Raw genomic sequence first — 25573 nt, 5'->3', positions numbered from 1 at the left:
TAGTACTAATGCTCTCTGAATTGATCTTCGTCATTACCTACTGTCGTGACATGTTTAGACTGATAAACCGTAAAGTTGATAATTGTAGGCAAAACCGTGAGTACGAACCAGATCAAACAGATGTTATCCGGTATTGAATCGGAGTTAAGACAGAAGATTGGTGCGCTCCCAGAGATCCAGGCCAAGCTAATGGACCAGCATAATTATTCCCTTTGTGAGCTCATTGAAATAATGACCCAAGCTCACTTATGCGATAACCCATTATTTTTAAAGTTGACACAACTCGATGCAGCTTGTTGTCAACTGGACATTGGTTTGTATGGCGTGTGCTCTGATTGTGAATCAGATATCGAAACAGAACTATTAGCAGCTAATCCACTTGAACAGCGATGTTTAAACTGTAATAGCCAGTATAAGCAGGAACATCGTCAAGAGTTAAGACTTAATCACTAACTATCGATTATTGACTCATTTGATCTTCAATTAGCTCAAGCAAAAAAAAACCTCCGCAAGCGGAGGTTTTTTATTATCTAAAAAATAATTTAGAACTTAACACTTGCTCTTACGAAGAAGTAGCGACCTAGTACATCATAAGTGTACGGATCTGTGTTTGAATCATTGTTACCTGAGTAGTACGGTGGCTCTTCATCAAGAATGTTGTTTACACCGCCCGATAGACGAAGTGTATTATTCACATCATAGGTTGCTGATAGATCGTGATAAACAATACTATCTACACTTGGTGCATAACAATCTGCTGGATCATCTTTACAAGCAAATGAATCCATTCCGTCAATGTAACGCGCTTCGTATGTAGCACTCCAGTTATCACCTGATGCTCTTAAGTTGAAGTTAGTTTTGATCTCTGCAAATGCGCCTGCTCCACCTGTGATGTAGCCACGATAGTCAACTGCATTACCGTCTTGATCAAACTCTTCATAATCACTTAAAATTGAAGTATCAAGACCTGCTTTCCAATCTAGTCCGAAGCCTTCAAATGCGTAAGCTACGTTAACATCATAACCAGATGTATTCGTTTCACCAATGTTTTGTAAACCATTGTCGAAAGTGATTCGACCTGTGCCGTCAATTGCAATATTAGACGACTGACATAACGCGCTACCCGTATTAATCAGATTTCCAACCTCATCCATACACTGGTTAGCGATGTAATTGTTATCAACTGATGTAATTGTATTACTGATTTGGATATCAAAGTAATCTACTGTGAAAGATAGACCTTCTACAAAGCTTGGAGAGTAAACTAAACCAAGTGTGGTAATATCCGCTTCTTCTGGTGTTAGTAGTGGGTTACCGCCTACCGTTACTTCTGCTTGAGTTTGCTCTGACGCTGCGTGAACAATTTGCTCAAAAGATGGTGATTTACCACCATATAACTCATCAACTGTTGGAGCGCGGAATGCTGTAGACATACCACCACGGACCATCAAGTCATCCGTCATGCGCCAAGTAAGACCTAGCTTCCAAGTATTGTCTGAACCAAATGTGCTGTAATCGAAATAACGCATAGCTGCACTTAGGTCCACTTGTTGTGCGAAAGGTAAATCGCTTAACAATGGAATAGCAAGTTCTGCATAAACTTCATTAACATCAAATGAACCCGCAGTAGCTTCAACACGAGGGTCGTTTGCTAAACCTTGTGCAGTCAAAGAATCTGGCGTGAAATGTGCGGACTCTTTACGGTACTCATAACCTGCCGCAAAACCTACAATACCTGCTGGTAATTCGAAAACCTCACCAGAAAGCGTTGCAGCTGCAATATCAAGCTCTGAGCCACCGCTGTTAATTTCAGTATAGATATAAGGAGCTATGCTTTCGCCTTCCCAAGAAGACTGACTAAATGGATCAAAAGTTCCGTCTAAAACAGCATCATTAATTGAGCCTAGGTTATGCAGGTTAGCAAGAGTATCAACAGAGTCGTTTTTACCCTTGTTATATGATGCATCCCATGTCCAACCATTGTCGAACTCGCCTTCCAAACCAACTACTATACGTACAGTATCGACAACTTGAGAGAAATCACGAGTGCCAGACTCAACGACTCGACGGCCATAATCTAACTTTTCACCCTCTTGAACTAAACCAACTAGCTCTTTGTTCATCCAAGAAGAATCATAAGCCCAAGCTGTGCTGTTCCAAATTGGCTGAGGTGCCATTTGCTGCTCAGACCAACGCTTTGAGTACATTGCTTCAGAGAAAAACATGATTGAATCTGAAAGTTCATAAGTACCAGAGAAAGATAGGTTCAAACGCTCCATTGGCGTTGAAAGATAGCTGTCTTTTGAATAGTTGTACTTATCGTCATTAGTGAAATCATGGTATTCACCACCACGACCACTGAGGTCTGGAACACTTCTGTCGCCAAATGAAGGATCTACTGTGGCGTCATAGTAAACTGAAGCTGTATCAGTAATTGCAGACCAACTGTTGTAGTATGCATCATTTGACTTGCCGTCATCGTCTAACCAAACAGTGCCATCATCATTAAGTCTTTGTACGTATTTACCGTAGTAACCAGAGTCACCATTGATAACAATTGGATTGCCTTCTTCATCGACGCCACTCTTAGTCATCAGGTGCTGTGAATCACCCCAGATATGACCGCCTTGTGAATATGAGCTACCACCACAATATAGGCCATCAGCGCCTTCTGCTAGCGGGCATTCAGAGAAATCGCGATCTGCCTGACTTGCTTCGCCACGTTTTGTGTACTGGCCACCGATTACAATATTACCTTTATCGAATGAGTTACCCATTACGAAGTCAATACTGCTCTCGTCTGCATCGCCTTGGCCAGAGATACCTGTTTGAACGTTCATTTCGAAGCCTTCGAAATCACGCTTTAAAATAATGTTAACTACACCAGCAATTGCATCGGTACCATAAATGGCTGAAGCGCCATCTTTTAGGACTTCAATACGTTCGACCATGGCAACCGGAATAGTGTTTAAATCTACAGTAGATGCAGCGCCCGTTCCTGAAGCAATCATACGACGGCCGTTAACCAATACTAACGTTCGGTTTGAACCCAGGCCACGTAGGTTGATACTTGCATCACCACCAGAACCGTTGTTCACAGCGGCATTCACCATGGCTCCGCCAGTTGACGTCATTTTCTGCAATACGTCATCAATAGAAGTAGAACCACCTGACATAATCGCAGATGCATCAATAATGCTTACAGGGCTAGATGTTTCCATATCGGCACGTTTAATACGTGAACCGGTAACTTGAATACGTTCAACTTTCTCTTCAGCTGTATTTCCTTCTGCAGCATCTTCTGCCAAAGCAAATCCAGATAAAGCTACACTGCTAGCAGCAACTGCAATAAAGCTTTTTCGGATTGCGCTTGCTGTTAATGTCATCGAGCTCATATATTTCCCCTTCAATTTTCCACGTTACACGTCGAGATTGTTATTTTTATGTTTTTAATATTTATAGAAGTTAATTTCTTCGGTATGAATACTGTTAAATATAACCTAAAGTGTCAATAGTAATTACATAAAAATAACTCAAAAGACATAAATTGATACAGGTCACATTTCCAAACCTAACAAAACAAGATTATTACACTATTAAAACAATGACATATACCAACAATGCAAAGTCACCGCGTTAAAATAACAAATAAATCAATTTTGCTACACTTGTTATAAGTATTAACATTTCAACATACAAAAAACATACACATACAAAATATTGAATACGAAATACAAAGTACAAGATAGGTCAAAATAAAAAATAATAATTACAATACAAGCAGTAAGAAAAGACAATAAAATTTAGAGATCACTTAACAAGACATTGCGTAGCCACTTAGGGCTAAACAAGTTGGCAACAATTAAAAGGCGCTAATCAGCAAAAGAAGGCTAAATACTGCATAACAATTAGCCTTCACTACATTATTAATAACCGAACCAACCTATCTTTTAACAAATAAGTTTGTAATGCCACATTATCAAATAAAAACTAACGGTCAAATAATATCCAAATTTAATTAACAGCACTGAAAAAATAACGCAGGCTTCTGCAACATAGTTTGCGTTGGGCCATTAATCTGGCTAGGAGGGCCGAAATAAAACATTGTGGCAGCCACAATAAAATAGGGGGAAGTAGAGGAGTAATGGCTAAGGAAGAATTTGAGATGTCTCTATATGCAGTACTTCGATGCCTATAGGGAGTGATTAATCAAAAAGCATAAAAAAAGGAGCCATAAGGCTCCTTTTTAGATTCTTACACGTCTCAAATTAACGAGTACGTGGGCAAAGCTCTTCAGTGCTGAAGAAGTATGCTACTTCACGCTCAGCCGAAGCAACTGAATCAGAGCCGTGTGCTGCGTTCTCATCGATGCTTTCAGCAAAATCTGCACGGATAGTACCTTCCACAGCATCAGCTGGGTTAGTAGCACCTAAGATTTCACGGTGTGCAAGAACAGCATTTTCGCCTTCAAGCGTCTGAACCATGATAGGACCAGATGTCATAAATGCAACTAGCGCACCAAAGAAAGGACGTTCGCTGTGCTCAGCGTAAAAGCCTTCAGCTTGTTCTTGGCTTAGATGAACCATTTTAGAAGCGATGATTTTCAGGCCAGCAGTTTCAAAACGGTTGTAGATAGCGCCAATGTGGTTTTTTGCAACAGCATCAGGCTTAATGATAGAAAAAGTACGTTCGATAGCCATGAAAAGCTTCCTTCTTAAATAAACGGGTTTTAATTTCGCGCGGATTATACGAAATTAATGCTTAATTGCCTACCCTTATAGTGCTATCAAATTGAGATAAGTCTTATTTGTAAATGCATAAAAGCCAATCAGATCACAGTTCATTGATGAATTTGTTCAAAACTTGGCTTATGAACTTAACGCTCAGGGAATACACTCTGCCACTATAGGTGCTATTTACTTACGCTTTTTAACCCACATTACGCCTGCTGCAATCACAACTAGTAATGCTAATGCTGGTGCGAGATCCATAAAGTGATGAAATAACCCGATGCCACCATGACCTTCATGGGCAAATGCTAAGGTTGGAGTGAGTAGTGTGAAGGCTAGAATTAGAAACTTGCTCATATTAACGTTCCTTTGATTAATGGCTGAAACATATCACTTTTACCACTTTGCGTAGTAAAGTAATAACAGTGACGCTAGCCTAAAATCAAACACTGAAGGTAAACTTGATGTTGATCAAGCCTACGTTTCTTTCACATATTAGATATCGACTTACATGATTTAGATCACAACAGCTTGAGCAGTCGGTGACAATTAGTCTCACTTTTCATCGATCCAGTGAGCTTGAATAGCTTCCAAAATACGTTCATTACAGTGGTTAGGATCATCATCGAAGGCTTCGAGTTTTATCACCCAATCACATAGATCGGTAAACCGAACAGATTCAGGGTTAACGTCCGGATAACTCTCCAAAAGCTCAAGTGCAATATCTTGCGAATCAATCCATTTAAGTGCCATGTCCAGCTCCGTCGATTCAACATGAATTGAGTATAATACCAATCTCATTATGATGAAGGAGAAAGCAGTAATAATAGCGATTTTTTAGCAAAAAAAACCAGTAGGCTAGCTACTGGTTTTTATATTTTAGTTGGAGGCTATTGGCTTTCGCTGACCATATTAATGGTGTACTTAGGGATCTCAACCACCAAATCACTATTGGGTACTTTAGCTTGGCAAGACAAACGGCTTTCAGGCTCTAAGCCCCAAGCTTTATCGAGCATGTCATCTTCCAGCTCATCGCTCTCTTCCAGGTCATCAAACCCTTCACGCACGATGCAGTGACAAGTTGTACATGCACAGGACTTCTCACAAGCATGCTCTATGTGGATACCGTTCCGCAAAGCAACGTCTAATACAGTTTCGCCTTCATTGGCTTCTACAACTGCACCATCTGGGCATAATTCATCGTGTGGTAAAAATACTATTTGTGGCATGTTGGAACCTATATATTGTCAACTGACTGCCCTTTGAGGGCCAGTTTGATTGAATTATCCATACGCTTAGCAGCAAAGTCCTGCGTTACGCTATCTAATGCTTCGATTGCTTTTTCAATAGCATCGCTGTCTTGTTCGCTTGCAAGTTGTGCTAGTGAGGCCATAAAGCTCTGAATAGAAGAAAGTTCATCAGCTGTTAGCAACTGACCATCTTTACTTATAGCCGCGTTAAGCGACTCTAATACTCTCGCAGCTTCGACCTGCTTTTCAGCGAGCATACGACGAGTAATATCTTCTTTAGCATTGGCCATTGAATCTTTTAGCATACTGCCGATTTCAGTATCAGTTAAACCAAATGATGGTTTAACTTGAATACTGGTTTTAACACCCGTTGATTTCTCCATTGCCGTTACACTGAGTAATCCATCAGCATCGACCTGGAATGTCACGCGAATATGAGCAGCTCCAGCAGCTAACGGCGGGATCCCTTTAAGCGTAAACTTAGCGAGTGAACGACAATCTGCAACGAGTTCTCGCTCACCTTGAACAACATGAAATGCCATTGCTGTTTGACCATCTTTAAACGTTGTAAACTCTTGAGCACGAGCAACTGGGATAGTGGTATTACGTGAAACCACTTTCTCAACCAACCCGCCCATGGTTTCAACGCCTAATGACAATGGAATAACGTCCAATAACAGCAGATCGGATTCAGGCTTATTACCCACTAGAATATCTGCTTGGATCCCTGCGCCGATAGCAACGACACGATCAGGATCGATCGATGTTAAAGGCGTTTTACCAAAGAAATTAGTCACCTCTTCTCGTACAAGTGGTACTCGCGTGGATCCACCGACCATGACAGTTTCTAGCACCTCTTCAGTGCTCACACCGGCATCACGCAGTGCACGGCGACAGCTTGAAACGGTTTTCTTAACTAATTTGCTGATCATGCTGTCAAATACTACACGAGAAACGGTTAATGACAGCTCAGTACCCTTGTCATCAACGACGGTTGCTGTCGTGCTCTCATTGTCGGTTAATGCTTCTTTAACGCGACGAGCTTCGATAAGCAACTTACGACTTAAACTCGCGCTTAATTCCTGCAGTGACCACTCTTGTTGGAAATAAGCTTGTAGCATATGGTCAAAATCATCACCACCGAGCGCAGAATCACCACCGGTTGCTAAGACTTCAAATACCCCTTTATTCAATCGAAGAATTGAGATATCGAACGTCCCGCCGCCAAGATCATAAACAGCAATGACCCCCTCTTTACCAGAGTCTAACCCATAGGCGATTGCCGCTGCAGTCGGCTCATTGAGTAAACGCAGCACTTTAACACCAATTAATGCTGCCGCATCTTTGGTGCCTTGACGCTGCGCGTCATCAAAATAGGCTGGCACAGTAATAACGACGCCTTCTAAGGTTCCCCCGAGAGTCGCTTCTGCACGTTGTACTAGCGGTTTTAGGATCTCCGCTGAGATTTGTACTGGATTAACTCTACCTTTAGGCGTCACAAATATCGGCAGTCCGTTTTCACTCGCTTCGAAAACATAAGGGAATGTTTGGCTACCTGACTGAATATCTTCAAGGCTACGGCCCATAAAACGCTTAACCGACACAATGGTGTTTTGTGGATCTTGCGCTGAAAAGGCTTCGGCCTCACGTCCAACAAAGATTGCATCCTGGCTATATCGAACCACAGACGGCAATGAATGCAGATTGCTCTCATCTGCTAGAGTGTTTGCTTCACCGCTTCGAACGGCGGCAACTAAGGAGTTGGTTGTACCTAAATCGATGCCCACTGCAAGACGGTGTTGGTGGGGAGCAGCAGTCTGTCCAGGCTCTGCGATCTGCAAAAGTGCCATATATATCCAACTTAAAAAAATGTTGGCTCAAGATTATTGAGCCAACAGCATTATAAAATGAAAACAAGCTGGCTAATCTAAGAGCGTATCTTCCACTCTTGCCAACTCGTCTTGTAATTTTGCCATAAACTTAAGTTTACGAATTTGCTCCGCGGCCTGCAAATGCTCAGCGGCTAAATCGCTCAACAATAGCACTTTTAGTGCTGCTGTGATCGGCTTTGCAAACGCTTCAAAAGACGCATAAAGCGCTTCTATTTCAGTTTCAGGATCATCACTATCGCTAATCTCTTCAAGAGACTCTCGCCACTCCATCTGCTGCATTAAAAATTGAGTATCTTTAAGCGTAGTAGACTCGTGACTTAACTCTAGCCCTTTAAGGGCCAATAAGTGCTCAGCGCGTTGGATTGGGTTTTTCAATGTTTGAAAGGCATCATTGATTTGTGCAGTACGTTGTACTGACAAGCGTTTATCTTGTTCACTTGCATTAGCAAATTTGTCGGGATGAACCGCCCTTTGCAGATCGCGGTAGCGCTCTGCAAGGATGGCGGTGTCGACATCAAAGGAAGGAGATAAACTAAACAGCTCAAAATAATTCATAGTTTAACTTTTAAAGCTTATACGGTGAAACTCTCACCGCAACCACATTCACCTTTAGCATTAGGGTTGTTAAATTGGAAACCTTCGTTAAGGCCTTCTTTAATGAAGTCCAACTCAATCCCTTGAAGATAGATAAAACTCTTTGCATCAATAATGATTTTCACACCATCGACATCATAAAGCTCATCATCATCGTTCAAGTCATCAACAAACTCCAGTATGTATGCCATACCAGAACAGCCTGATGTTTTTAGCCCTAAACGTAAGCCTAGACCTTTGCCGCGACTAGCTAAAAAGCTTTTAACTCGATCTGCCGCTGCGGGAGTGATACTAATTGCCATCTTAACTCCAGGTATTACTTCGATTGCTTTGTTTTATACTCATCCAGAGCAGCTTTAATGGCATCTTCAGCCAAAATCGAACAATGAATTTTAACAGGGGGTAATGCTAGTTCTTCAGCGATGTCGGTGTTCTTAATAGCACCAGCTTCTGCAACTGTTTTACCTTTCACCCATTCAGTGACCAATGAGCTAGACGCAATCGCGCTACCGCAACCGTATGTCTTAAACTTAGCATCTTCGATAATACCATTATCATTAATGCGCAGCTGTAGCTTCATTACATCACCACAAGCGGGTGCGCCAACCATTCCAGTGACAACTGATGAATCGTTTTTATCAAACGAACCAACGTTGCGTGGATTCTCATAATGATCTATTACTTTTTCGCTATAAGCCATGATACTGCTCCAGTTTATCTATTCGTTAATATCGTTAAGGTTAATGGTGTGCCCACTGGACAGAGTCCAGGTCAATTCCGTCTTTGAACATTTCCCAAAGCGGAGACATCTCCCTTAAGTTACCAATAGATTCTTTAATTGTTTCTATTGCATGATCGATCTCTTCATCAGTCGTAAAGCGGCCTAGTGAGAATCGAATCGAGCTATGCGCCATCTCATCGTTCAAGCCTAGAGCACGAAGCACGTAGCTTGGCTCAAGGCTCGCAGAAGTACACGCTGAACCAGATGAAACAGCAAGATCTTTAAGCGCCATCATCAAAGACTCACCTTCGACGAAGTTAAAGCTGACATTTAAACTACCGCAATGTCTTTGATCTTTATCGCCATTGATATAGGTCTCTTCAATGTGATTAATACCATTCCATAACTTGTCACGTAGACGGCGGATGCGCTGGTTATCTGACTCCATGTCGGTTTTTGCGATGGCTGCAGCTTCACCGAAACCCACAATCTGGTGTGTCGCTAATGTGCCACTGCGCATACCACGTTCATGTCCACCACCGTGCATAGCCGCTTCTAAACGAATGCGAGGCTTACGGCTAACATACAATGCGCCAATGCCTTTTGGACCATACATCTTGTGAGCAGAGATAGACATCAGATCGACTTTTGTCTTTTGAACATCAATTGGCAATTTGCCAACACTCTGTGCAGCATCAACATGGAAGACAATTTTTCGTGAACGACAAAGTTCACCAATGGCATCGATGTCTTGAATGACACCAATCTCATTGTTAACTTGCATAATACTAACCAGTAGTGTGTCTTCACGCATTGCCGCTTCAATCATAGCAACAGGGATAAGACCGCTCGATTCAGGCTGAAGATAAGTGACCTCATAACCTTCACGCTCAAGCTGACGACAGGTATCTAACACCGCTTTATGTTCTGTTTTACTGGTGATGATGTGCTTGCCCTTCTTCTGATAGAAGTGAGCAACGCCCTTTATCGCTAGGTTGTCAGACTCTGTCGCACCAGAGGTAAATACGATTTCACGCGGGTCGGCATTGATAAGGTCCGCAATCTGGTTACGAGCAATATCAACGGCTTCTTCTGCTTGCCAACCGTAACGGTGAGAGCGAGACGCTGGATTACCAAAAATGCCGTCCATAGTCATACATTGCATCATTTTCTCTGCAACGCGAGGGTCAACCGGCGTCGTCGCAGCATAATCTAAATAGATAGGTAGCTTCATCACACACTCCGTACTTTGTGGTAGCCATTGTGCTACCACTTACAACGTACAAAAATTATTTTTATATTAATAACAGAGACCGCTAAACGCTAACCCTCTGTTCCTGCTGCAATTTATCCTGTTTGACCGAGATAAATTGCACATCTCTTTTTTTCATTAACCCGGCAAGTGAAATGCCGTTTAAAAAATCTGAAATCTGTGAGCTTAAATCTCCCCATAAAGAGTGAGTTAAGCATCGAGTTCCGCTTTGACAGTTACCCTTGCCCTGACAACGAGTGGCATCAACAGACTCATCAACCGCTCGTACCACCATACCCACAGAAATTTCGCTTGCGTCGGTACCTAGGCGATATCCGCCACCTGGGCCACGGACGCTAGATACAAGCCCATTTTTTCTTAGTTTTGCGAAAAGTTGTTCTAGGTAAGATAGAGAGATCCCTTGACGCTCTGAAATGTCCGCTAATGGTACTGGACCATCGGTAGAGTGCATTGCAACATCTAACATTGCAGTGACAGCATATCGACCTTTAGATGTAAGTTTCATTGCTACTACGTCTCCCAAAAAAGCATAGGGTAATTTCATCATACCCGAGTAATTTAGTCAAGTATAAAACCTAGTGAATTGGTCAAGTATTATAAAGAGCATGGCAGGGACTAAATACCCCGTCATTTTGCTGGGGTATTTAACCTGTTTATTAGGCAAGATTCAATGGCATTTAGTAAAAATGGCGCACATAAATCTAGATAATGGGATCAAACTCATCTAATGACTTCTGACGTTTTTGCGCAGCCGCTAATTCAGCTTCACTAAAATCATCAACTTCAAGTTCAGGAAGCTTCTCAGTGCACACACTACCACCCAAAGTTTGTACGGCTTGGCACACTTCCTGTACCTTTGAATCCATCAAATGCATATGATCTAACATTTGGCCGATGGCATTTGCAACGGGATCTGGATTGTCAGGCGCGACGGCATAGGCATCGAAGCCATACTTTTTGGCCATTTCAGTGCGTCGATCTGTCTGCTCTTTAGACTGCTCAGAAGGGCTAGCAACCGCTCGGCCCGGAATGCCAACCACTGTGGTGTCCATCGAGACATCTTTGACAACAACCGAATTGGAACCTACGCGAGCGCCGTCATTCATGGTTATAGGTCCAAGAATCTTTGCCCCGGCACCAATAACCACGTTATTGCCAAGCGTCGGATGTCGCTTGCCTGATTGCCAAGTTGTTCCACCGAGCGTTACTCCGTGATAAAGCGTACAATCATTACCAATCTCAGCAGTTTCACCAATCACAACGCCCATGCCATGATCAATAAAGAAGCGGTCGCCGATAGTTGCACCTGGGTGGATCTCAACACCGGTTAACCAACGAGAAAATGTAGATAGACATCGTGCTAGCAAACGCCATTTTCGAACCCATAACTTATGACTGATCCGGTGGATCCATATAGCTTGCATGCCAGGGTAATTGAACAGTATTTCAATTGTCCCGTTCGCAGCAGGGTCTCTATGGTAGATAGACGCTATATCATCTTTAAGTCTTGCGATAACACCCATGCTAACTAATTCCTTTTACTTATCGTTGGTTTCTTTCTTAGCGACAATTTTATCTACGGACGTCAAAATTCCGCGCAAGATATTCATCTCTTGACGCTCGATTCTTGCGCGGCTAAATAACCTACGCAGTTTTGTCATAACCTGACCTGGGTGCTGCTTGACTATAAAATTAGTTGATAGAAGTGTGTTTTCCATATGTTCAAAGAAATTTTCGCGTTCTTTTGAAAATGGATATTCTGTTTCAGGCTCAACAAAGTCTGCAGGTTTCTTGCTTTCAAATTCAGTTTGAACCTGAGCAAGATGCGCTACACGGGCCTCATAGCAGATAATTTGAACTGCCTGAGCTAAATTGAGCGAGGTGTATTCGGGATTAGCTGGTATCGCAACATGATAGTCGCAGCGCTGCAACTCTTCGTTAGAAAGACCGTTATTTTCCCGTCCGAATACGATAGCAACAGGACCAGTAAGTGATGATGCAACCAGTTTTTCACCAGCTTCTCTAGGCTCTAGCATAGGCCAATCCAGTGTGCGGCTGCGCGCACTGGTTGCAATCACTAAACTACAATCTGCAATAGCCTCTTCAACAGAATCGACTGTAATTGCATGTTTTAAAATATCTGAAGCCCCTGCAGCTAAGGCCACAGAATGACCATCAGGTGCAACCCTAGGTTCAGCTAAATATAAAGTGGATAACCCCATGGTTTTCATAGCACGGGCTGTTGAACCTATATTGCCAGGGTGGGACGTACCGACAAGAACGACGCGAATATTACTGAGCATGAAATGTCTTAATTTAAATGAGAGAACACTTGAAAATATTTTAACACAAGCCCGCTATTTTTACTTATACAAAAATCAGCATTTGATATCATCGAAAAAACACGTATAATTCGGCTCCGATAATTTATATCTGTTCTTTTACATCCAGGGGATTTGCAATGCTTCCAATGCATACTATTGCTGTGCGCGCCGCTCGCGCTGCCGGCCAAACAATTATACGTGCTTATGCAGAATTAGACCGAATTGAGGTTACTTCAAAAGGGGCTAATGACTTCGTAACTAACGTAGATAAAGAAGCTGAAGCTGCAATTACCTACCAGATCCGTAAGGCTTACCCTGATCACACTATCATTGGTGAAGAAACAGGTGAGAACAAAGGCGCTAATAAAGATTACGTTTGGATCGTAGACCCACTGGATGGCACTAATAACTTTGTCAGAGGCATCCCTCACTTTGCTGTATCAATTGCGATGCAGTTCAAAGGCAAGACAGAAGTCGCTGTAGTTTATGACCCAATTCGTGATGAGCTTTTCTCTGCTGTACGTGGAAAATTCGCCAAGCTAAATGATTTCCGCATTCGTGTTAAGCCAAAAAATAACCTCAGCGACAATATCATTGCAACTGGCTTCCCATTCAAAGCCAAACAGCATACTGAAACTTACATGAAGCTTTTTGCTTTAACATTCACTGAATGTGCTGATCTACGTCGTGCTGGTTCTGCTGCGTTAGATTTAGCTTACCTTGCAGCGGGCCGTGTCGATGGTTTCTTTGAAATAGGCCTTAAGCCTTGGGATATTGCTGCAGGTGATCTGATTGTTCGTGAAGCTGGCGGCACAGTAACAGACTTCACTGGCAACCATAATTACCTTGCATCAGGAAATATCGTTGCTGGTAACCCAAAAACAACAACTGCACTTGTTAAGTCTTTCCGCCCATTATTGAGCGAAGCACTTAAGCGTTAATAGCAGGCAGATCATAAATTATTTGGATATTGTTTAAAAACCGCCTAATTAGGCGGTTTTTTTGTGGCTTATTTTCTTCTCTGAATGTGTGCTACAAAAAGCGTATAGCCATTGTATTACTAGGAAGTCATCATTAGCTCATAAAAACGTCTTGAATTACAAAGCATCTGCCTCACTTTTCATATATGAACGTTCCGTTTGAAAATGCTGATTTCTCCATATAAAACACACAACTGTGAAAAGCATCACACAGCCAATGTCGCATTTATACAATTTGCTGGTACTCTTTATGAAACGACTGCATTAGGAAGTAACATGGATAAAATGTATCGGAAATATGGTATCTCAAGTATCAAAGCCGTTGAACATCTAGTATTAATCATTATTGCTATCGCTACTATTGTTGCGATTGGACAAGAGATAGTGCATATATTTAACGCTGGGGAAGTCGCTTTAGCGGATCTATTACTACTATTTATTTATTTGGAAGTGTTAGCTATGGTCTCGCATTATGCGGAATCTGGAAAGCTACCGATTAGAATGCCACTCTACATTGCCATTGTAGCGTTAGCGCGTTATCTCATTTTGGATATGAAAGCTATGGACGACTGGCGTATTGCAGCTATCTCATTGTCCACATTAATTTTAGCGGCTACCGTGATAGTCATTCGCTGGGGTCAGCTTAAACTGCCATATCCTCGCCCGAAGGACATTGATTAATCACAATCTAAGATTGCTGAAAACAAAAATGCTCAAAGCTAACACTTTGAGCATTTTTTATGGCTTTACAAAATTTACAGTGATTAATGATTACAAATTCGATCTGCCGCAGTCGCAATGCCAGCTTCAGAATGAATGAACTTACCTTTCTTCTCTAAAAGAGCAATTAGCTCTTCTGCATTCATCTCTTGCGCAGAGCAAGTATGATAATGAGCATCTGCGCCAAACGTCTTATGCATTAACGCTTTAAGCGCCTCTTGTGACAACGACTGACCATGCTCCAGCATGAGCTCCATGACTTGATGACCGTGGATTGAATCTGACATATACCCTCAAAATTAAAGCTGTATTTATTAAACACTTTATACTGTAAGTTCAGCTGTTAAACTTTGATCTAAGCGGCAATCTTTAACTTTGACATACAGTAAAACAAAAAAGCCAATCATATGATTGGCTTTTAAATCTGATTATATCCGCCTGAAGTGAGTTTGTTATTCGCCCTTTAGAATTTCAGGTTCCACTAACACACTGTCGTTGTCATCTGAGATCCAGATCTGACCTTCACAAATGTTAATTTGCAGAGCCATATTTTTACCAACTAGTTGCCCCATCGCTTTTACCGCGTCTTCAGGAATGTTGATGACCGTTAGGTTATCGTAACGCGCTAGCGCAGCTTCATTCTGCTTCCACCAAATGGGAACACTACGGCCAGCGTAGGTAATCAGTTGCACTGCCTTAGCTCTCCCACAGGCTTTACGGACCCATTTCTCATCACTTTGACCAAACTCAATCCAGAGATCAATTTCACCAGATAAAGTTTTATCCCAAAGCTCGGGTTCATCGTCAACGTTCATACCTTTGCTGAACGCTAAAGATTCGCTAGCATTCATAGCGAAGGCGAGCAGTCTTACCATCATGCGTTCATTGGTTTCAGAGGGGTGTTGAGCTAACATCAGTTGATGATCATTGTAATATGCACGATCCATATCGGCGATCTGGACGGATACTTTATATACTGTTGCTTTTAAGGCCATGAGTTTTTTCGACTAAATATATTCGGCTTAGTGTACCTTAATTCCACCAACAAAAGGGCAAACATTAAGGGGTTACAGCCTTCGATTGAAATTTCGATTATCTAATGTTGGGCTAACTTGCCTTATACAGCGCCTACTTGGAAGCGTTTGGCACCGGGAAACAATATAGCTAGTCGCTTAACCTCTGCAACATCAGCACATACTAAGCAGTGCTCCCCTGCATTCAGTGCTTGCTCAAGGCTGTTAACACTCCAATTGCTGTCACGTGCAGCGTCTCGCCTCAGTAACTCATTGAGAGAGTGTGGTATCGAATGTTTGCTAAAGACAATATCTAACTTCTGCAGGTATGGCATCGCGGCGATTGGTAAAAGTTCGGCATCAATGTTCGGGTCAAGCAACAGCAGCTCCCCTTGTCCATCTTGCTGTGAAAAACTTGCTTGATAGTGGGCCGTTGTATTTTCATCGAACCGCGACTGATTAAGCTTAAAGAAACGTTGCCAAAATAATCGCCTTTGCTTAAATATAGGTAACCTTGTTTGCACATCTTGTCGATGTTCTGCAATAAAATCAAACAGTGGCGTAATCGACTGTGGTAACCATGATTCAAGTCTTGCTCTAAGCTCTCGTGCATAAACAGGCGCTGCACCGGCGGTGCTAATTGCTATTTGTAACCGGCCGCGATCGACAATAGAGGGAGTAATAAATCGACAAAAGCTTGGATTATCCACCACATTAACCCATATATTACGTTGCTTGGCGACATTCGCTAACATCTCATTTAGCGATCTATCTGCTGTTGCCAAATAGACGAGATCCCAGGACTCGATATCGTATTCACTTACCGGTCTTTGTTCTAGTGTAATGCGTCCTTGTTGCTGATAAGCAATGACTTCAGCGTTCAGCTCTAATGCAATAACATGCACCTCAGCTTCTGTGCGGCAAAGCAGATCCAGTTTACGACTAGCAACGTCGCCTGCGCCGACGATTAATATTTTCAACGACTGGGTATCTACAAACAACGGAAAATATTGCATTAAGCGAACTGACCTCTACAGCTAACAAGAAGGACTAACCTTCAACAAGCGGTAATTGTCTCTCAAGCCATGCTTTATAGCCACCTTGGAGTGAGACAACTTTAGAATAACCCATAACTTGTAAGTTAAAGGCGGCCATCGCCGAACGGTAACCACCACCGCAATACAAGGCTAAAGGCGTCATTTTATCAGGAAAGCGGGTCTCGATATCTCGTTCAATGATCCCTTTGCCTAAATGATGTGCTGCTGGCAGGTGATTAACATTCCACTCATGATTTTCTCTCACATCGAGTAAAACCCAGTCTTTGTGTGACTGGTATTGCTCAATAGTTATCTCAGTAATGTGGGGAATAATACTTTCAACTAGAGCTAGGAACGCAGGGTTATGTTTCATTAACTGTATTTCTCACTTCTTTCAGCGCTGCAGTTCCAGCACAACTCAAAACTAGACTCATTAACTTCATGACAGTTGACACACTTCCATTGCGGACGCTCCGCATTTAACGATGCCATCTGATTCTTTGCATCTTGATAATGGCTTTGAGATACCCAAAGCTCAACATTCTGTATCCCTGTCGGCAACTCACCCACACCACCCAATAGCGCCTCACCTTTGAGCTCTACCGCAATGCCGCTAGATTCAAGCATACCCTTCCAAGTATGTGCTTCTAATAAGTTTCCAGCTGCTAGTAACCGCATTTTATCGTCCATGTTATTTCCTACTGCAATTGCACTAATGGCAATATTTTATAAGCCGATACGACTAACAATTAACGGGTATAAAACATTATTAACCAGTCTTGATCATATTAATTCGCATTGGAATGGCCTACATGCTACTGCTAAAGCATCTGTACTGTCGAGCGCTGTTTTATCGTTCAATATAAAACACCATAGAGAGAAATAGATCTTAGTCAAATCCGCTGCAATTGAGCAATACCATAGTAACTTAAACAAAAAAGCCACCTTAAAGGTGGCTTTTAAACATCAACACGATGACTAAGGCATTAATGTATCTTGATCTGCACCCTCTTTTTCAATCTCTACTGGCATCATGTGTTCACGATTGATCCCAAGTTTAATCGCTAAGAAACTAGCGACGTAGATTGAAGAGAATGTACCGACAAAAATTCCCATTAGCAAAGCTGTAGCAAAGCCATGGATCATAGTGCCACCTTTTAGGAACAAGGCCACAACCACGACCAGCGTAGTTCCCGTTGTAATAATCGTACGACTCATTGTCTGAGTAATCGATGTATTAACAACTTCTACAGGAGTCCCTTTACGCAACTTAAGGAAATTCTCACGTATACGGTCAAATACCACAATCGTATCATTTAGCGAGTAACCCACAACGGTGAGTACACCTGCTAATACGGTGAGGTCGAACTCTAGTTGGAATAGAGAAAAGACACCCAAGGTGATAATGACATCATGGCCTAGAGCCGCAACAGCCCCCATTGCTAAACGCCATTCGAAGCGGAAAGATACGTATATAAGAATACATATCAAGGCAACCAATACCGCTAAACCACCCTGTTCTGCCAACTCTTTACCGACCTGTGGTCCAACAAACTCAACGCGTTTTTGGATGACAGCAGAGTCTAGCTGAGTAACAGCGCTCATCACATGGCTAACCTGAAGATCACTCTTAATATCTTCTTTCACAGGAAGACGGATAAGAATGTCACGGCTTGAACCGAAGTTTTGTACTATCGCACCATCAGTTGCTTCTGATGTAAGCCCGTCACGTATTGCGGTCAAATTTGCTGGATTCGAAAACTCGAGTTCAACAACGGTACCACCGGTAAAATCCAAACCCCAATTAATACCTTTTGTTGCTAGAGAGCCTAACGAGCCCAGCACTAATATCGCAGAAAGGATACTAATAGGTACAGCATGACGCAGAAAGTTGACGGAGCCTTTGATATTTAAAATCTGAAACATTTCAACTTCCCCTTAGATAGACAGTTTCTTCACGCGCTTACCACCCCAGATCGCATTCACAATTGAACGAGTTCCGACAATAGCGGTAAACATAGAAGTAGCGATACCAATCATTAAGGTCACCGCGAAGCCTTTTACAGCACCCGTGCCGACAGCAAATAGGATCAGCGCAGTCATAAAGGTAGTAATGTTTGCATCGGCAATTGTTGAGAATGCATTGCCGTACCCTTCATGAATCGCTTGCTGAACGCTACGACCGTTGCGCAGTTCTTCACGAATACGTTCGTAAATAAGTACGTTACCATCAACCGCCATACCCACTGTTAATACCATACCAGCAATACCAGGAAGCGTAAGCACTGCACCTGGGATCATCGACATCACACCAACAACCATGACTAGGTTAGCCGTTAACGCAAGATTTGCGATAAGACCAAAACCACGGTAGTAAACCAGCATGAAGATAAGTACAACTGCCATGCCCCAGATCATCGCTTGCATACCGTTTTCGATATTTTCCTGACCAAGGCTCGGACCAATGGTACGCTCTTCAACGATATAAACAGGCGCAATCAACGCACCAGCACGTAATAATAATGCTAAGTTTTGTGATTCCGCATGGCCGAGTCCAGTGATGACGAAGTTACGACCAAGACGAGCTTGAATCGTGGCGACTGAAATAACTTCTTCAATCTTCTTCATTTTCACGCTTCCATCAGCGTTCTTATCACCAGTATCTTTATACTCAATGAATAAAGTCGCCATAGGGTTACCTATGTTGTCTTTAGTCACGTTTGAGAATATAGAGCCACCTTTTGAGTCTAGGTTAATCGACACTTGTGGACGACTGTACTCATCGTAGCTTGGTTGTGCACCCTGGATATGAGTACCCGTTAGCATAACCGCTTTTTTAAGTACTACAGGGCCGCCTTCACGGCGCTGATAAACCTCAGAACCCGCTGGTACACGACCACTTGCTGCCGCTTGAGCGTCTGCATTTTGGTCAACCATATGGAACTCAATTGACGCCGTCGCACTCAAAATCTCTTTTGCGCGCGCCGTGTCTTGAACACCAGGCAGTTCAACAATAATACGTTCAGCACCTTGGCGCTGTACAACAGGCTCAGCCACACCAAGCTCGTTGACACGATTACGCAGGGTAGTGATGTTTTGTTGTAACGCTTCTTCCTTGATCTGTTTTAAGTAAACGTCACTTGGATTTGCAATAAGGAAATAATCACTGCCAGTAGAGCGGTCAGTAAAGACCATGTCGTTACTGCGAGACTTAAGGAAGCGTTCAGCATTCGCTAAGGTCTCAGCATCACGAAACTTAATCTCGATACCTTTGGCGCCATTACGAATACCCGCATAGCGAATTTTCTCAGCTCGTAAATCAGTTCTGTAATCAGCAACTTTGGCTTCGGTCATCTTACGAATGGCTTCACCCATGTCGACTTCCATTAAGAAGTGAACACCACCACGTAGATCTAGACCCAGCTTCATAGGCGAACCGCCCATCGACTCAAGCCACTCAGGTGTTGCCGGCGCTAAGTTAAGCGCAACGGTGAACTTGTCGCCAAGTGCATCAGCAATAGCCTCTTTAGCTATTAGCTGATCTTCACCGTTATTCACACGAACTAATAATTGACCATTTTCAAGCTCAGAACGCTTAACCGCGATACCTTGGCTTACTAATACATCATTTACTGCCGACTGAGTCGACGCTGTCACCTCAGCTCCACGGGTTGCAACCACCTGTACAGCGTGGTCCTCACCGAAAAGGTTTGGTATCGCATAGAATGCACCTACGGCGATGATAATCATCACCATTAGGTTTTTCCACATTGGGTATTTATTTAACACGCCATAGCCCTCTTGGCTTAAAGTGACTTAATAGAGCCTTTTGGCAATACCGCCGCAATGTAATCCTTTTTAATAGTGATTTCGCTAGTCTCGTTGATAGCCAACAATACATAGTCATTCTCATCACTGATTTTGGCAATCTTACCCAAAATGCCACCGCTCGTTAGCACTTCATCGCCTTTGCTCAAAGAGCCCATCAGGTTCTTGTGCTCTTTAACGCGCTTAGACTGTGGGCGGAAAATCATAAAGTAGAAAATAAGGCCAAAAATGACCAGCATGAAAATAAGTTCCATAGTGCCGCCAGCGCCGCCTATAGGTGCATCTGCTGCATGTGCATTTGAAATAAACATAGTTTTCTCTTCTTATTGTCTGAGTAAAAATTAATCGGTTAATTCAGGAACTTCAGGTACTTCCCGGCCCAAGCCAGTATAGAACTCTGTAACAAAGTCGTCTAATGTACCTGTCTCAATCGCGCCACGCAAACCTTCCATCAATCTTTGATAGTAGCGAAGGTTATGAATGGTGTTTAATCGAGCGCCTAGAATCTCATTACAACGATCTAAGTGGTAAAGGTACGCCCGAGAATAGTTCTTACAGGTATAACAATCACACTTATCATCAAGTGTTGCAGTATCATCACGATGCCGTGCATTACGGATCTTGATAACACCTTCACTGGTAAACAGATGACCGTTTCGAGCATTACGTGTTGGCATAACACAATCAAACATATCTACGCCGCGACGTACGCCTTCAACTAAATCTTCTGGTTTACCGACCCCCATCAAGTAGCGTGGTTTATCCGCTGGGATTTTAGGGCAAGTGTGCTCAAGAATTCTGTGCATGTCTTCCTTCGGCTCACCTACAGCTAAACCACCGACTGCGTATCCATCAAAACCTATGTCCACTAAGCCTTTAAGGCTTTCGTCGCGCAGGTCTTCATAAACACCACCTTGAATAATGCCGAACAGCGAGTTCGGATTTTCAAGCTTATCGAATTCATCACGTGAACGCTGCGCCCAACGTAAAGACATCTGCATCGATTTACGTGCTTCATCTTCAGTCGCTGGGTATGGCGTACACTCATCAAAAATCATTACAACATCACTGCCCAAAGAATCTTGGATCTGCATCGATTTTTCAGGATCCAAGAAAATCTTTTCACCGTTAATTGGTGAACGAAAATGCACACCCGCTTCAGTGATCTTACGGATATCGCCCAGACTAAAGACTTGGAATCCACCGGAGTCTGTTAAAATTGGCCGTTGCCAGTTCATAAAGTCATGTAGATCGCCATGCTTGCGCATAATCTCTTCACCTGGGCGTAGCCACAAGTGAAAAGTGTTACCGAGCAAGATATCAGCGCCAGTTTCACGCACCTCTTCAGGTGTCATACCTTTAACCGTACCGTAAGTTCCCACAGGCATAAACGCAGGCGTTTCAACCGTACCGCGTTCAAACACTAAACGACCGCGACGAGCACGACCTTGGGTTGTATCTAATTCAAATTTCATTGTTCACCTCGCCAGAGAAACAGTCTGACCTGAGTTAACTCGGCAATCGAGTTGTAGATTAAGACTAGAGATAAGGGCAAACAATTGAGTATCAACCCTTATCGTTAAATTAAGCACCAAAATGAGGACAAAAAAATACCCACCTCATTTTATGTGGGTGGGTATTTTAAAGCATATTTCAGTATTAGTTCGCTTTTTTAGTCACAAACATGGCATCACCATAGCTAAAGAAGCGGTATTTTTGAGCAATCGCATGCTGATAGGCGTTTTTTACTTCATCAAAGCCCGCAAATGCACTGAGTAACATTATTAATGTCGATTCTGGCAGATGAAAATTAGTCACCATCGCATCGACAACTTGGAATTGATATCCGGGATAAATAAAGATATCGGTGTCACCACAAAATGATTCGAGCTCAGTAGAAGATGCCTTTGCTGCACTCTCTAAAGATCGTACGGAGGTGGTTCCGACGGCGATGACTCGGTGGCCTTTCGCTTTAGTCATGGCAATTAAGTCAACTACATCTTGTGGTACTTCAGCCCACTCTGAATGCATTTTGTGCTCAAGAATGTTATCAACACGCACAGGCTGAAATGTGCCAGCACCAACATGCAAAGTCACAAATGCGGTATTAACACCTTTTTCTTTGAGTGCTGCCAACATGGCGTCGTCAAAATGCAAACCAGCAGTTGGTGCTGCAACAGCACCGGGGGTTTGGTTATAAACGGTTTGATAACGCTCTTTATCGGCATCTTCATCAGGTCTGTCGATATAAGGTGGAAGCGGCATATGCCCCACCTCTTCTAACACCTCTAATATCGTTTTATCAGACTGCAGTTCTAATTCAAACAGTGCATCATGACGAGCACACATTTTCATTTCATAACCGCCATCTAGGCAGATTATAGTATCCACCTTAGGGGATTTAGAGCTACGAACATGAGCAAGTATTCGCTTATCATCAAGCATGCGCTCAACTAAGATCTCTAACTTACCACCAGACTGTTTCTTGCCAAATAAGCGAGCAGGTATGACGCGGGTATTATTAAACACCATCAAATCACCCGGCTGCACTTTGTCAAGAATCGCAGTAAATTGCAGATCAGCCAATGCACCGCTATTACCGTCTAACGATAATAATCTAGACGCTGTGCGCTCAGGAGTTGGGTAACGAGCTATAAGCTCATCAGGAAGTTCAAAAGAAAAGTCTGCAACGCGCATGGAAAGTCTCTACTGTCTTTAAATCGGCCGCTAGTCTATGACTAGAGCAAAATAAGATCAACAATAATGGCACAATAAAACCCCATTATTGGTATTTATAGAGAGTGAAAGACATTCTATCGTTATTGATGTCTGTCCATGTCACGCTTTACTGTGTTCATTATCTTTGGAAGATGCTTCTGTTTCACGATCAAAATCTTCGATTCGATAGCGATGTTGCTCGTATGGAATATCGATTTCTACTTTTCTGCGCTGGGGCTGCTCTGTACGAGCAAGTTTTTTAGATAACCAGTTCCACATCATCCTTGATCCTCAAACCGTTAATAAGGGGGAAATTGCAATAAAACGATGCACATCCATGAAGCCAACTCTTTAGCATAATAATTGTAATAAAGAATTTCCTTCGCATCGCACTGCATGTTACCGTGAAAGTACTCATATCACCAAGTATAAAATATGAACTTTCTTGCTCACTTACATTTAGCAGATGTTAGCCGCACCTCTTTAGCCGCAAACTTAGCTGGCGACTTTGCAAAAGGTAATATCGAACGTTTTCCAAAACATCTACAACAAGGGATCTGGCTACACCGACAAATAGATAAGCTTACTGATACCCACGAGCTCACCAAAGAACTGTATGCGAAATTTCCAAAGTCGTTGACGCGCGCGGCCCCCATTATCGTTGATATTTGCTTTGACCACATGCTAGCAAAGTATTGGGATGAGTATCATCATCAAAGTTTGAGCGAATTTTCCGCTCATGCGTACAATGAAATCGCTGCTTGTGAGCAGTTGCCCGAACAGTTGCAAAGCATTGCGCCAAAAATGCGGCAAGAGAATTGGTTAGTCAGTTATCAAAGTAGAAAAGGCCTTAACCAAACCCTCGCATCGGTTGCACTACGGGTTTCAAAGCCTGAAATATTTACGGGTGCTCAAGATTATGCCAAGAAACTTGATATCGAAATAGAGATCGCTTTTCGCACCTTTTATCCACAGCTAATGGCGTACAGCCGTCTTTGGACTCGTAATACTCCAGTTGAATACCTTTAAATATCCCTATCGGTACTCTCTAATTCTTCCCCATAGACAATAACCCTCTGCAATATTTTTCCACTTAGAATCACCTCGACGGTATTTGCCACTTGTCGTCGAGGATTATTTTGCTAGAATTGCCTCGCAACAGGAGAATTCATGCAGATATTTACCTACCAACCCCCTAGTATTCCTTGGATAGATGTTCGTTATGTCGATAGAGACATTATTATCATTAATAAACCATCAGGGTTACTGTCAAACCCTGGGATCGCAAAAAATACCCATGACTGTGCGCTCTCCCGAATTCAACAACGATTCACAGATGCAATTTTGGTACATCGTTTAGATTGCGCAACATCTGGCATCATGGTTTTTGCTCGTAATAAAAAGGCAGAATCAAACCTTAAAACACAATTTCAAGACAGGAAAACCAAGAAAACCTATATTGCCGAAGTGAGCGGACATCTCAAGGATGCTCAAGGCGTCATCGAACTCTCATTAGCAGCTAATAAAACCAGCCCGCCAATGCAACAAGTCAGTGATGTAGGCAAGGTTGCTATAACCCATTATCAAACGCTTGAACTTAGAGCTAATAGTACTCTGTTAATGCTAAATCCGGTTACTGGCCGTACCCATCAACTTCGAGTGCATATGCTTGCAATTGGTCATGCTATTTTGGGGGATGATTTTTATGGGGACAAACAGGTAATAGATGCTGCACCGAGGTTAAGACTGCATGCTCAAGAGCTCAGCTTTGATCACCCCTATACGGGTAAAAACATGCAGTTTAAAAGCCATTGCTCTTTTTAGAAAATAAAGCACACACTAGAAAGGGGCAAAGCCCCTTTAAAATCAACAGGTATGGCTTAGATTATGCTGCCACTTCAGTTTTTGTGGCTGTGTAATAGCACAGGCTAGAATTACAGAACATCAGATCGTTACTTGCTGTTAGCATAAAATACTCACCAAAGATATTACCGCCCTTATCTTCGAGCTTTACGCCTGCAGCTGACTCATTTGAGATCATCTCATCTAAGCTGTGGCAGCCATCGTTATACCAGGTCTCTAGATAATAAGTGTCGGCCTGCTTGTAAACGGTAATGTTATCACCCAGTAGCGGTCTCTCATCAACCCAGCGGCCAATAACTTCTCTAGTTTCAAGATCCGTATCTTGCCAAAATAAACGTCTACGCTTTTCGACTACCGACATTTCAATCTCCTTGAGTTTGGCTCTATTCTCAATTTGAATAACTTCTTTTGTCCCATTACGCACAACAGCCATCGACTTCACTACCCCAAATAGTTAACTTGTGAAAATAATATTATTAGAATCAATTGTTAAAATAATGTTTACCACAAAAATGCCCAATATCTCTACAATGAAATTGTATCGAGCAATAAAAATAAAAACGCGATATAAGTCACTTTATATGCATTACTTTAGTAAAGATGAATAAAAATACAAGTGCAGCAAAGCGA

The 25573-nt window shown here is 42.5% G+C and carries 30 protein-coding genes; 5 read left to right on the top strand and 25 right to left on the bottom strand.

Annotated elements, in window-relative coordinates; all coding sequences use genetic code 11:
* Positions 1–96: 96 nt before the first annotated feature.
* A complete protein-coding gene (locus JK628_RS08885; protein ID WP_202289127.1) occupies positions 97–453 on the top strand; it encodes a TraR/DksA C4-type zinc finger protein in 357 nt (118 codons plus the stop codon).
* Between the two features lie 89 nt (positions 454–542).
* On the opposite strand, the gene JK628_RS08880 is transcribed toward JK628_RS08885, so the two are convergent.
* The 13 genes from JK628_RS08880 to trmJ all read right to left on the bottom strand — a co-directional run bounded on the left by JK628_RS08880 (position 543) and on the right by trmJ (position 12763).
* Positions 543–3395: a TonB-dependent receptor plug domain-containing protein gene (locus JK628_RS08880; RefSeq protein WP_202289126.1), complete on the bottom strand. Its 2853-nt coding sequence runs from the start codon at positions 3393–3395 to the stop codon at positions 543–545.
* A gap of 873 nt (positions 3396–4268) precedes the next feature.
* A complete protein-coding gene (gene ndk, locus JK628_RS08875) occupies positions 4269–4700 on the bottom strand; it encodes a nucleoside-diphosphate kinase (RefSeq protein WP_202289125.1) in 432 nt (143 codons plus the stop codon).
* A 216-nt stretch (positions 4701–4916) separates the two neighbouring features.
* Complete coding sequence (locus tag JK628_RS08870; protein WP_202289124.1) at positions 4917–5087, bottom strand: hypothetical protein; 171 nt, start codon at positions 5085–5087, stop codon at positions 4917–4919.
* Positions 5088–5285: 198 nt separating this feature from the next.
* The gene (gene iscX / locus JK628_RS08865; RefSeq protein ID WP_202289123.1) at positions 5286–5483 is read right to left on the bottom strand and encodes a Fe-S cluster assembly protein IscX; all 198 of its coding nucleotides are present in this window, start codon (positions 5481–5483) and stop codon (positions 5286–5288) included.
* A 137-nt stretch (positions 5484–5620) separates the two neighbouring features.
* Positions 5621–5959, bottom strand: coding sequence for an ISC system 2Fe-2S type ferredoxin (gene fdx / locus JK628_RS08860; protein ID WP_202289122.1), 339 nt, complete (start codon positions 5957–5959; stop codon positions 5621–5623).
* A gap of 8 nt (positions 5960–5967) precedes the next feature.
* The gene (gene hscA, locus JK628_RS08855; protein ID WP_202289121.1) at positions 5968–7830 is read right to left on the bottom strand and encodes a Fe-S protein assembly chaperone HscA; all 1863 of its coding nucleotides are present in this window, start codon (positions 7828–7830) and stop codon (positions 5968–5970) included.
* 72 nt (positions 7831–7902) lie between these two features.
* Positions 7903–8427 carry a co-chaperone HscB gene (hscB, locus tag JK628_RS08850; protein WP_202289120.1) on the bottom strand — a complete coding sequence of 175 codons (525 nt, stop codon included), beginning with the start codon at positions 8425–8427 and terminating at the stop codon, positions 7903–7905.
* 17 nt (positions 8428–8444) lie between these two features.
* Positions 8445–8768, bottom strand: a complete 324-nt coding sequence (gene iscA / locus JK628_RS08845; protein WP_202289119.1) for an iron-sulfur cluster assembly protein IscA — start codon at positions 8766–8768, stop codon at positions 8445–8447.
* Positions 8769–8782: 14 nt separating this feature from the next.
* Positions 8783–9166, bottom strand: coding sequence for a Fe-S cluster assembly scaffold IscU (iscU, locus tag JK628_RS08840; protein ID WP_202289118.1), 384 nt, complete (start codon positions 9164–9166; stop codon positions 8783–8785).
* 40 nt (positions 9167–9206) lie between these two features.
* A complete protein-coding gene (locus tag JK628_RS08835; RefSeq protein ID WP_202289117.1) occupies positions 9207–10421 on the bottom strand; it encodes an IscS subfamily cysteine desulfurase in 1215 nt (404 codons plus the stop codon).
* Between the two features lie 82 nt (positions 10422–10503).
* On the bottom strand, positions 10504–10965 hold the full coding sequence (gene iscR / locus JK628_RS08830) for a Fe-S cluster assembly transcriptional regulator IscR (RefSeq protein ID WP_202289116.1): 462 nt from the start codon (positions 10963–10965) through the stop codon (positions 10504–10506).
* A gap of 196 nt (positions 10966–11161) precedes the next feature.
* Entirely contained in the window at positions 11162–11983 is an 822-nt protein-coding gene (gene cysE, locus JK628_RS08825; RefSeq protein ID WP_202289115.1) for a serine O-acetyltransferase, read from the bottom strand.
* A gap of 15 nt (positions 11984–11998) precedes the next feature.
* Complete coding sequence (gene trmJ / locus JK628_RS08820; protein WP_202289114.1) at positions 11999–12763, bottom strand: tRNA (cytosine(32)/uridine(32)-2'-O)-methyltransferase TrmJ; 765 nt, start codon at positions 12761–12763, stop codon at positions 11999–12001.
* A 158-nt stretch (positions 12764–12921) separates the two neighbouring features.
* On the opposite strand from trmJ, the gene suhB reads away from it, so the two are divergent.
* On the top strand, positions 12922–13725 hold the full coding sequence (gene suhB / locus JK628_RS08815) for an inositol-1-monophosphatase (RefSeq protein WP_202289113.1): 804 nt from the start codon (positions 12922–12924) through the stop codon (positions 13723–13725).
* A 315-nt stretch (positions 13726–14040) separates the two neighbouring features.
* Positions 14041–14445 carry a phosphate-starvation-inducible protein PsiE gene (locus JK628_RS08810; protein ID WP_202289112.1) on the top strand — a complete coding sequence of 135 codons (405 nt, stop codon included), beginning with the start codon at positions 14041–14043 and terminating at the stop codon, positions 14443–14445.
* Between the two features lie 83 nt (positions 14446–14528).
* Here the strand turns inward: JK628_RS08810 and JK628_RS08805 are convergent, their stop codons facing one another.
* From JK628_RS08805 to JK628_RS08755, 11 genes are all read right to left on the bottom strand, one after another.
* Positions 14529–14771, bottom strand: coding sequence for a YecH family metal-binding protein (locus JK628_RS08805; RefSeq protein ID WP_202289111.1), 243 nt, complete (start codon positions 14769–14771; stop codon positions 14529–14531).
* A 165-nt stretch (positions 14772–14936) separates the two neighbouring features.
* Positions 14937–15479: a YaeQ family protein gene (locus JK628_RS08800; RefSeq protein ID WP_202289110.1), complete on the bottom strand. Its 543-nt coding sequence runs from the start codon at positions 15477–15479 to the stop codon at positions 14937–14939.
* Between the two features lie 122 nt (positions 15480–15601).
* Entirely contained in the window at positions 15602–16513 is a 912-nt protein-coding gene (locus JK628_RS08795) for a precorrin-2 dehydrogenase/sirohydrochlorin ferrochelatase family protein (protein WP_202289109.1), read from the bottom strand.
* A gap of 34 nt (positions 16514–16547) precedes the next feature.
* A complete protein-coding gene (locus JK628_RS08790; protein WP_202289108.1) occupies positions 16548–16907 on the bottom strand; it encodes a rhodanese-like domain-containing protein in 360 nt (119 codons plus the stop codon).
* A complete protein-coding gene (locus JK628_RS08785) occupies positions 16907–17224 on the bottom strand; it encodes a putative signal transducing protein (protein WP_202289107.1) in 318 nt (105 codons plus the stop codon). The genes JK628_RS08790 and JK628_RS08785 overlap by 1 nt, the downstream gene beginning before the upstream one ends.
* A gap of 288 nt (positions 17225–17512) precedes the next feature.
* Entirely contained in the window at positions 17513–18460 is a 948-nt protein-coding gene (gene secF, locus JK628_RS08780; RefSeq protein WP_202289106.1) for a protein translocase subunit SecF, read from the bottom strand.
* Between the two features lie 12 nt (positions 18461–18472).
* Positions 18473–20323: a protein translocase subunit SecD gene (gene secD, locus JK628_RS08775; RefSeq protein ID WP_202289105.1), complete on the bottom strand. Its 1851-nt coding sequence runs from the start codon at positions 20321–20323 to the stop codon at positions 18473–18475.
* 17 nt (positions 20324–20340) lie between these two features.
* A complete protein-coding gene (gene yajC / locus JK628_RS08770) occupies positions 20341–20673 on the bottom strand; it encodes a preprotein translocase subunit YajC (RefSeq protein ID WP_202289104.1) in 333 nt (110 codons plus the stop codon).
* Positions 20674–20703: 30 nt separating this feature from the next.
* Entirely contained in the window at positions 20704–21837 is a 1134-nt protein-coding gene (gene tgt / locus JK628_RS08765; RefSeq protein ID WP_202289103.1) for a tRNA guanosine(34) transglycosylase Tgt, read from the bottom strand.
* A gap of 184 nt (positions 21838–22021) precedes the next feature.
* Positions 22022–23059 (bottom strand): tRNA preQ1(34) S-adenosylmethionine ribosyltransferase-isomerase QueA, encoded by a 1038-nt coding sequence (gene queA / locus JK628_RS08760; RefSeq protein ID WP_202289102.1) that lies wholly within the window; start codon positions 23057–23059, stop codon positions 22022–22024.
* A 141-nt stretch (positions 23060–23200) separates the two neighbouring features.
* Complete coding sequence (locus JK628_RS08755; RefSeq protein WP_202289101.1) at positions 23201–23362, bottom strand: hypothetical protein; 162 nt, start codon at positions 23360–23362, stop codon at positions 23201–23203.
* A gap of 153 nt (positions 23363–23515) precedes the next feature.
* On the opposite strand from JK628_RS08755, the gene JK628_RS08750 reads away from it, so the two are divergent.
* Positions 23516–24109, top strand: a complete 594-nt coding sequence (locus JK628_RS08750; RefSeq protein ID WP_202289100.1) for an acyl carrier protein phosphodiesterase — start codon at positions 23516–23518, stop codon at positions 24107–24109.
* A gap of 141 nt (positions 24110–24250) precedes the next feature.
* Positions 24251–24904: a pseudouridine synthase gene (locus JK628_RS08745; RefSeq protein ID WP_202289099.1), complete on the top strand. Its 654-nt coding sequence runs from the start codon at positions 24251–24253 to the stop codon at positions 24902–24904.
* Positions 24905–24965: 61 nt separating this feature from the next.
* Here the strand turns inward: JK628_RS08745 and JK628_RS08740 are convergent, their stop codons facing one another.
* On the bottom strand, positions 24966–25304 hold the full coding sequence (locus JK628_RS08740; RefSeq protein WP_443019998.1) for a hypothetical protein: 339 nt from the start codon (positions 25302–25304) through the stop codon (positions 24966–24968).
* Positions 25305–25573: the final 269 nt, after the last annotated feature.

Origin of the sequence: Shewanella sp. KX20019 (assembly GCF_016757755.1) — a bacterium.
In the GTDB taxonomy this organism is placed as follows: Bacteria; Pseudomonadota; Gammaproteobacteria; order Enterobacterales; family Shewanellaceae; genus Shewanella.
This window is presented reverse-complemented; position numbering and strand designations above follow the sequence as displayed.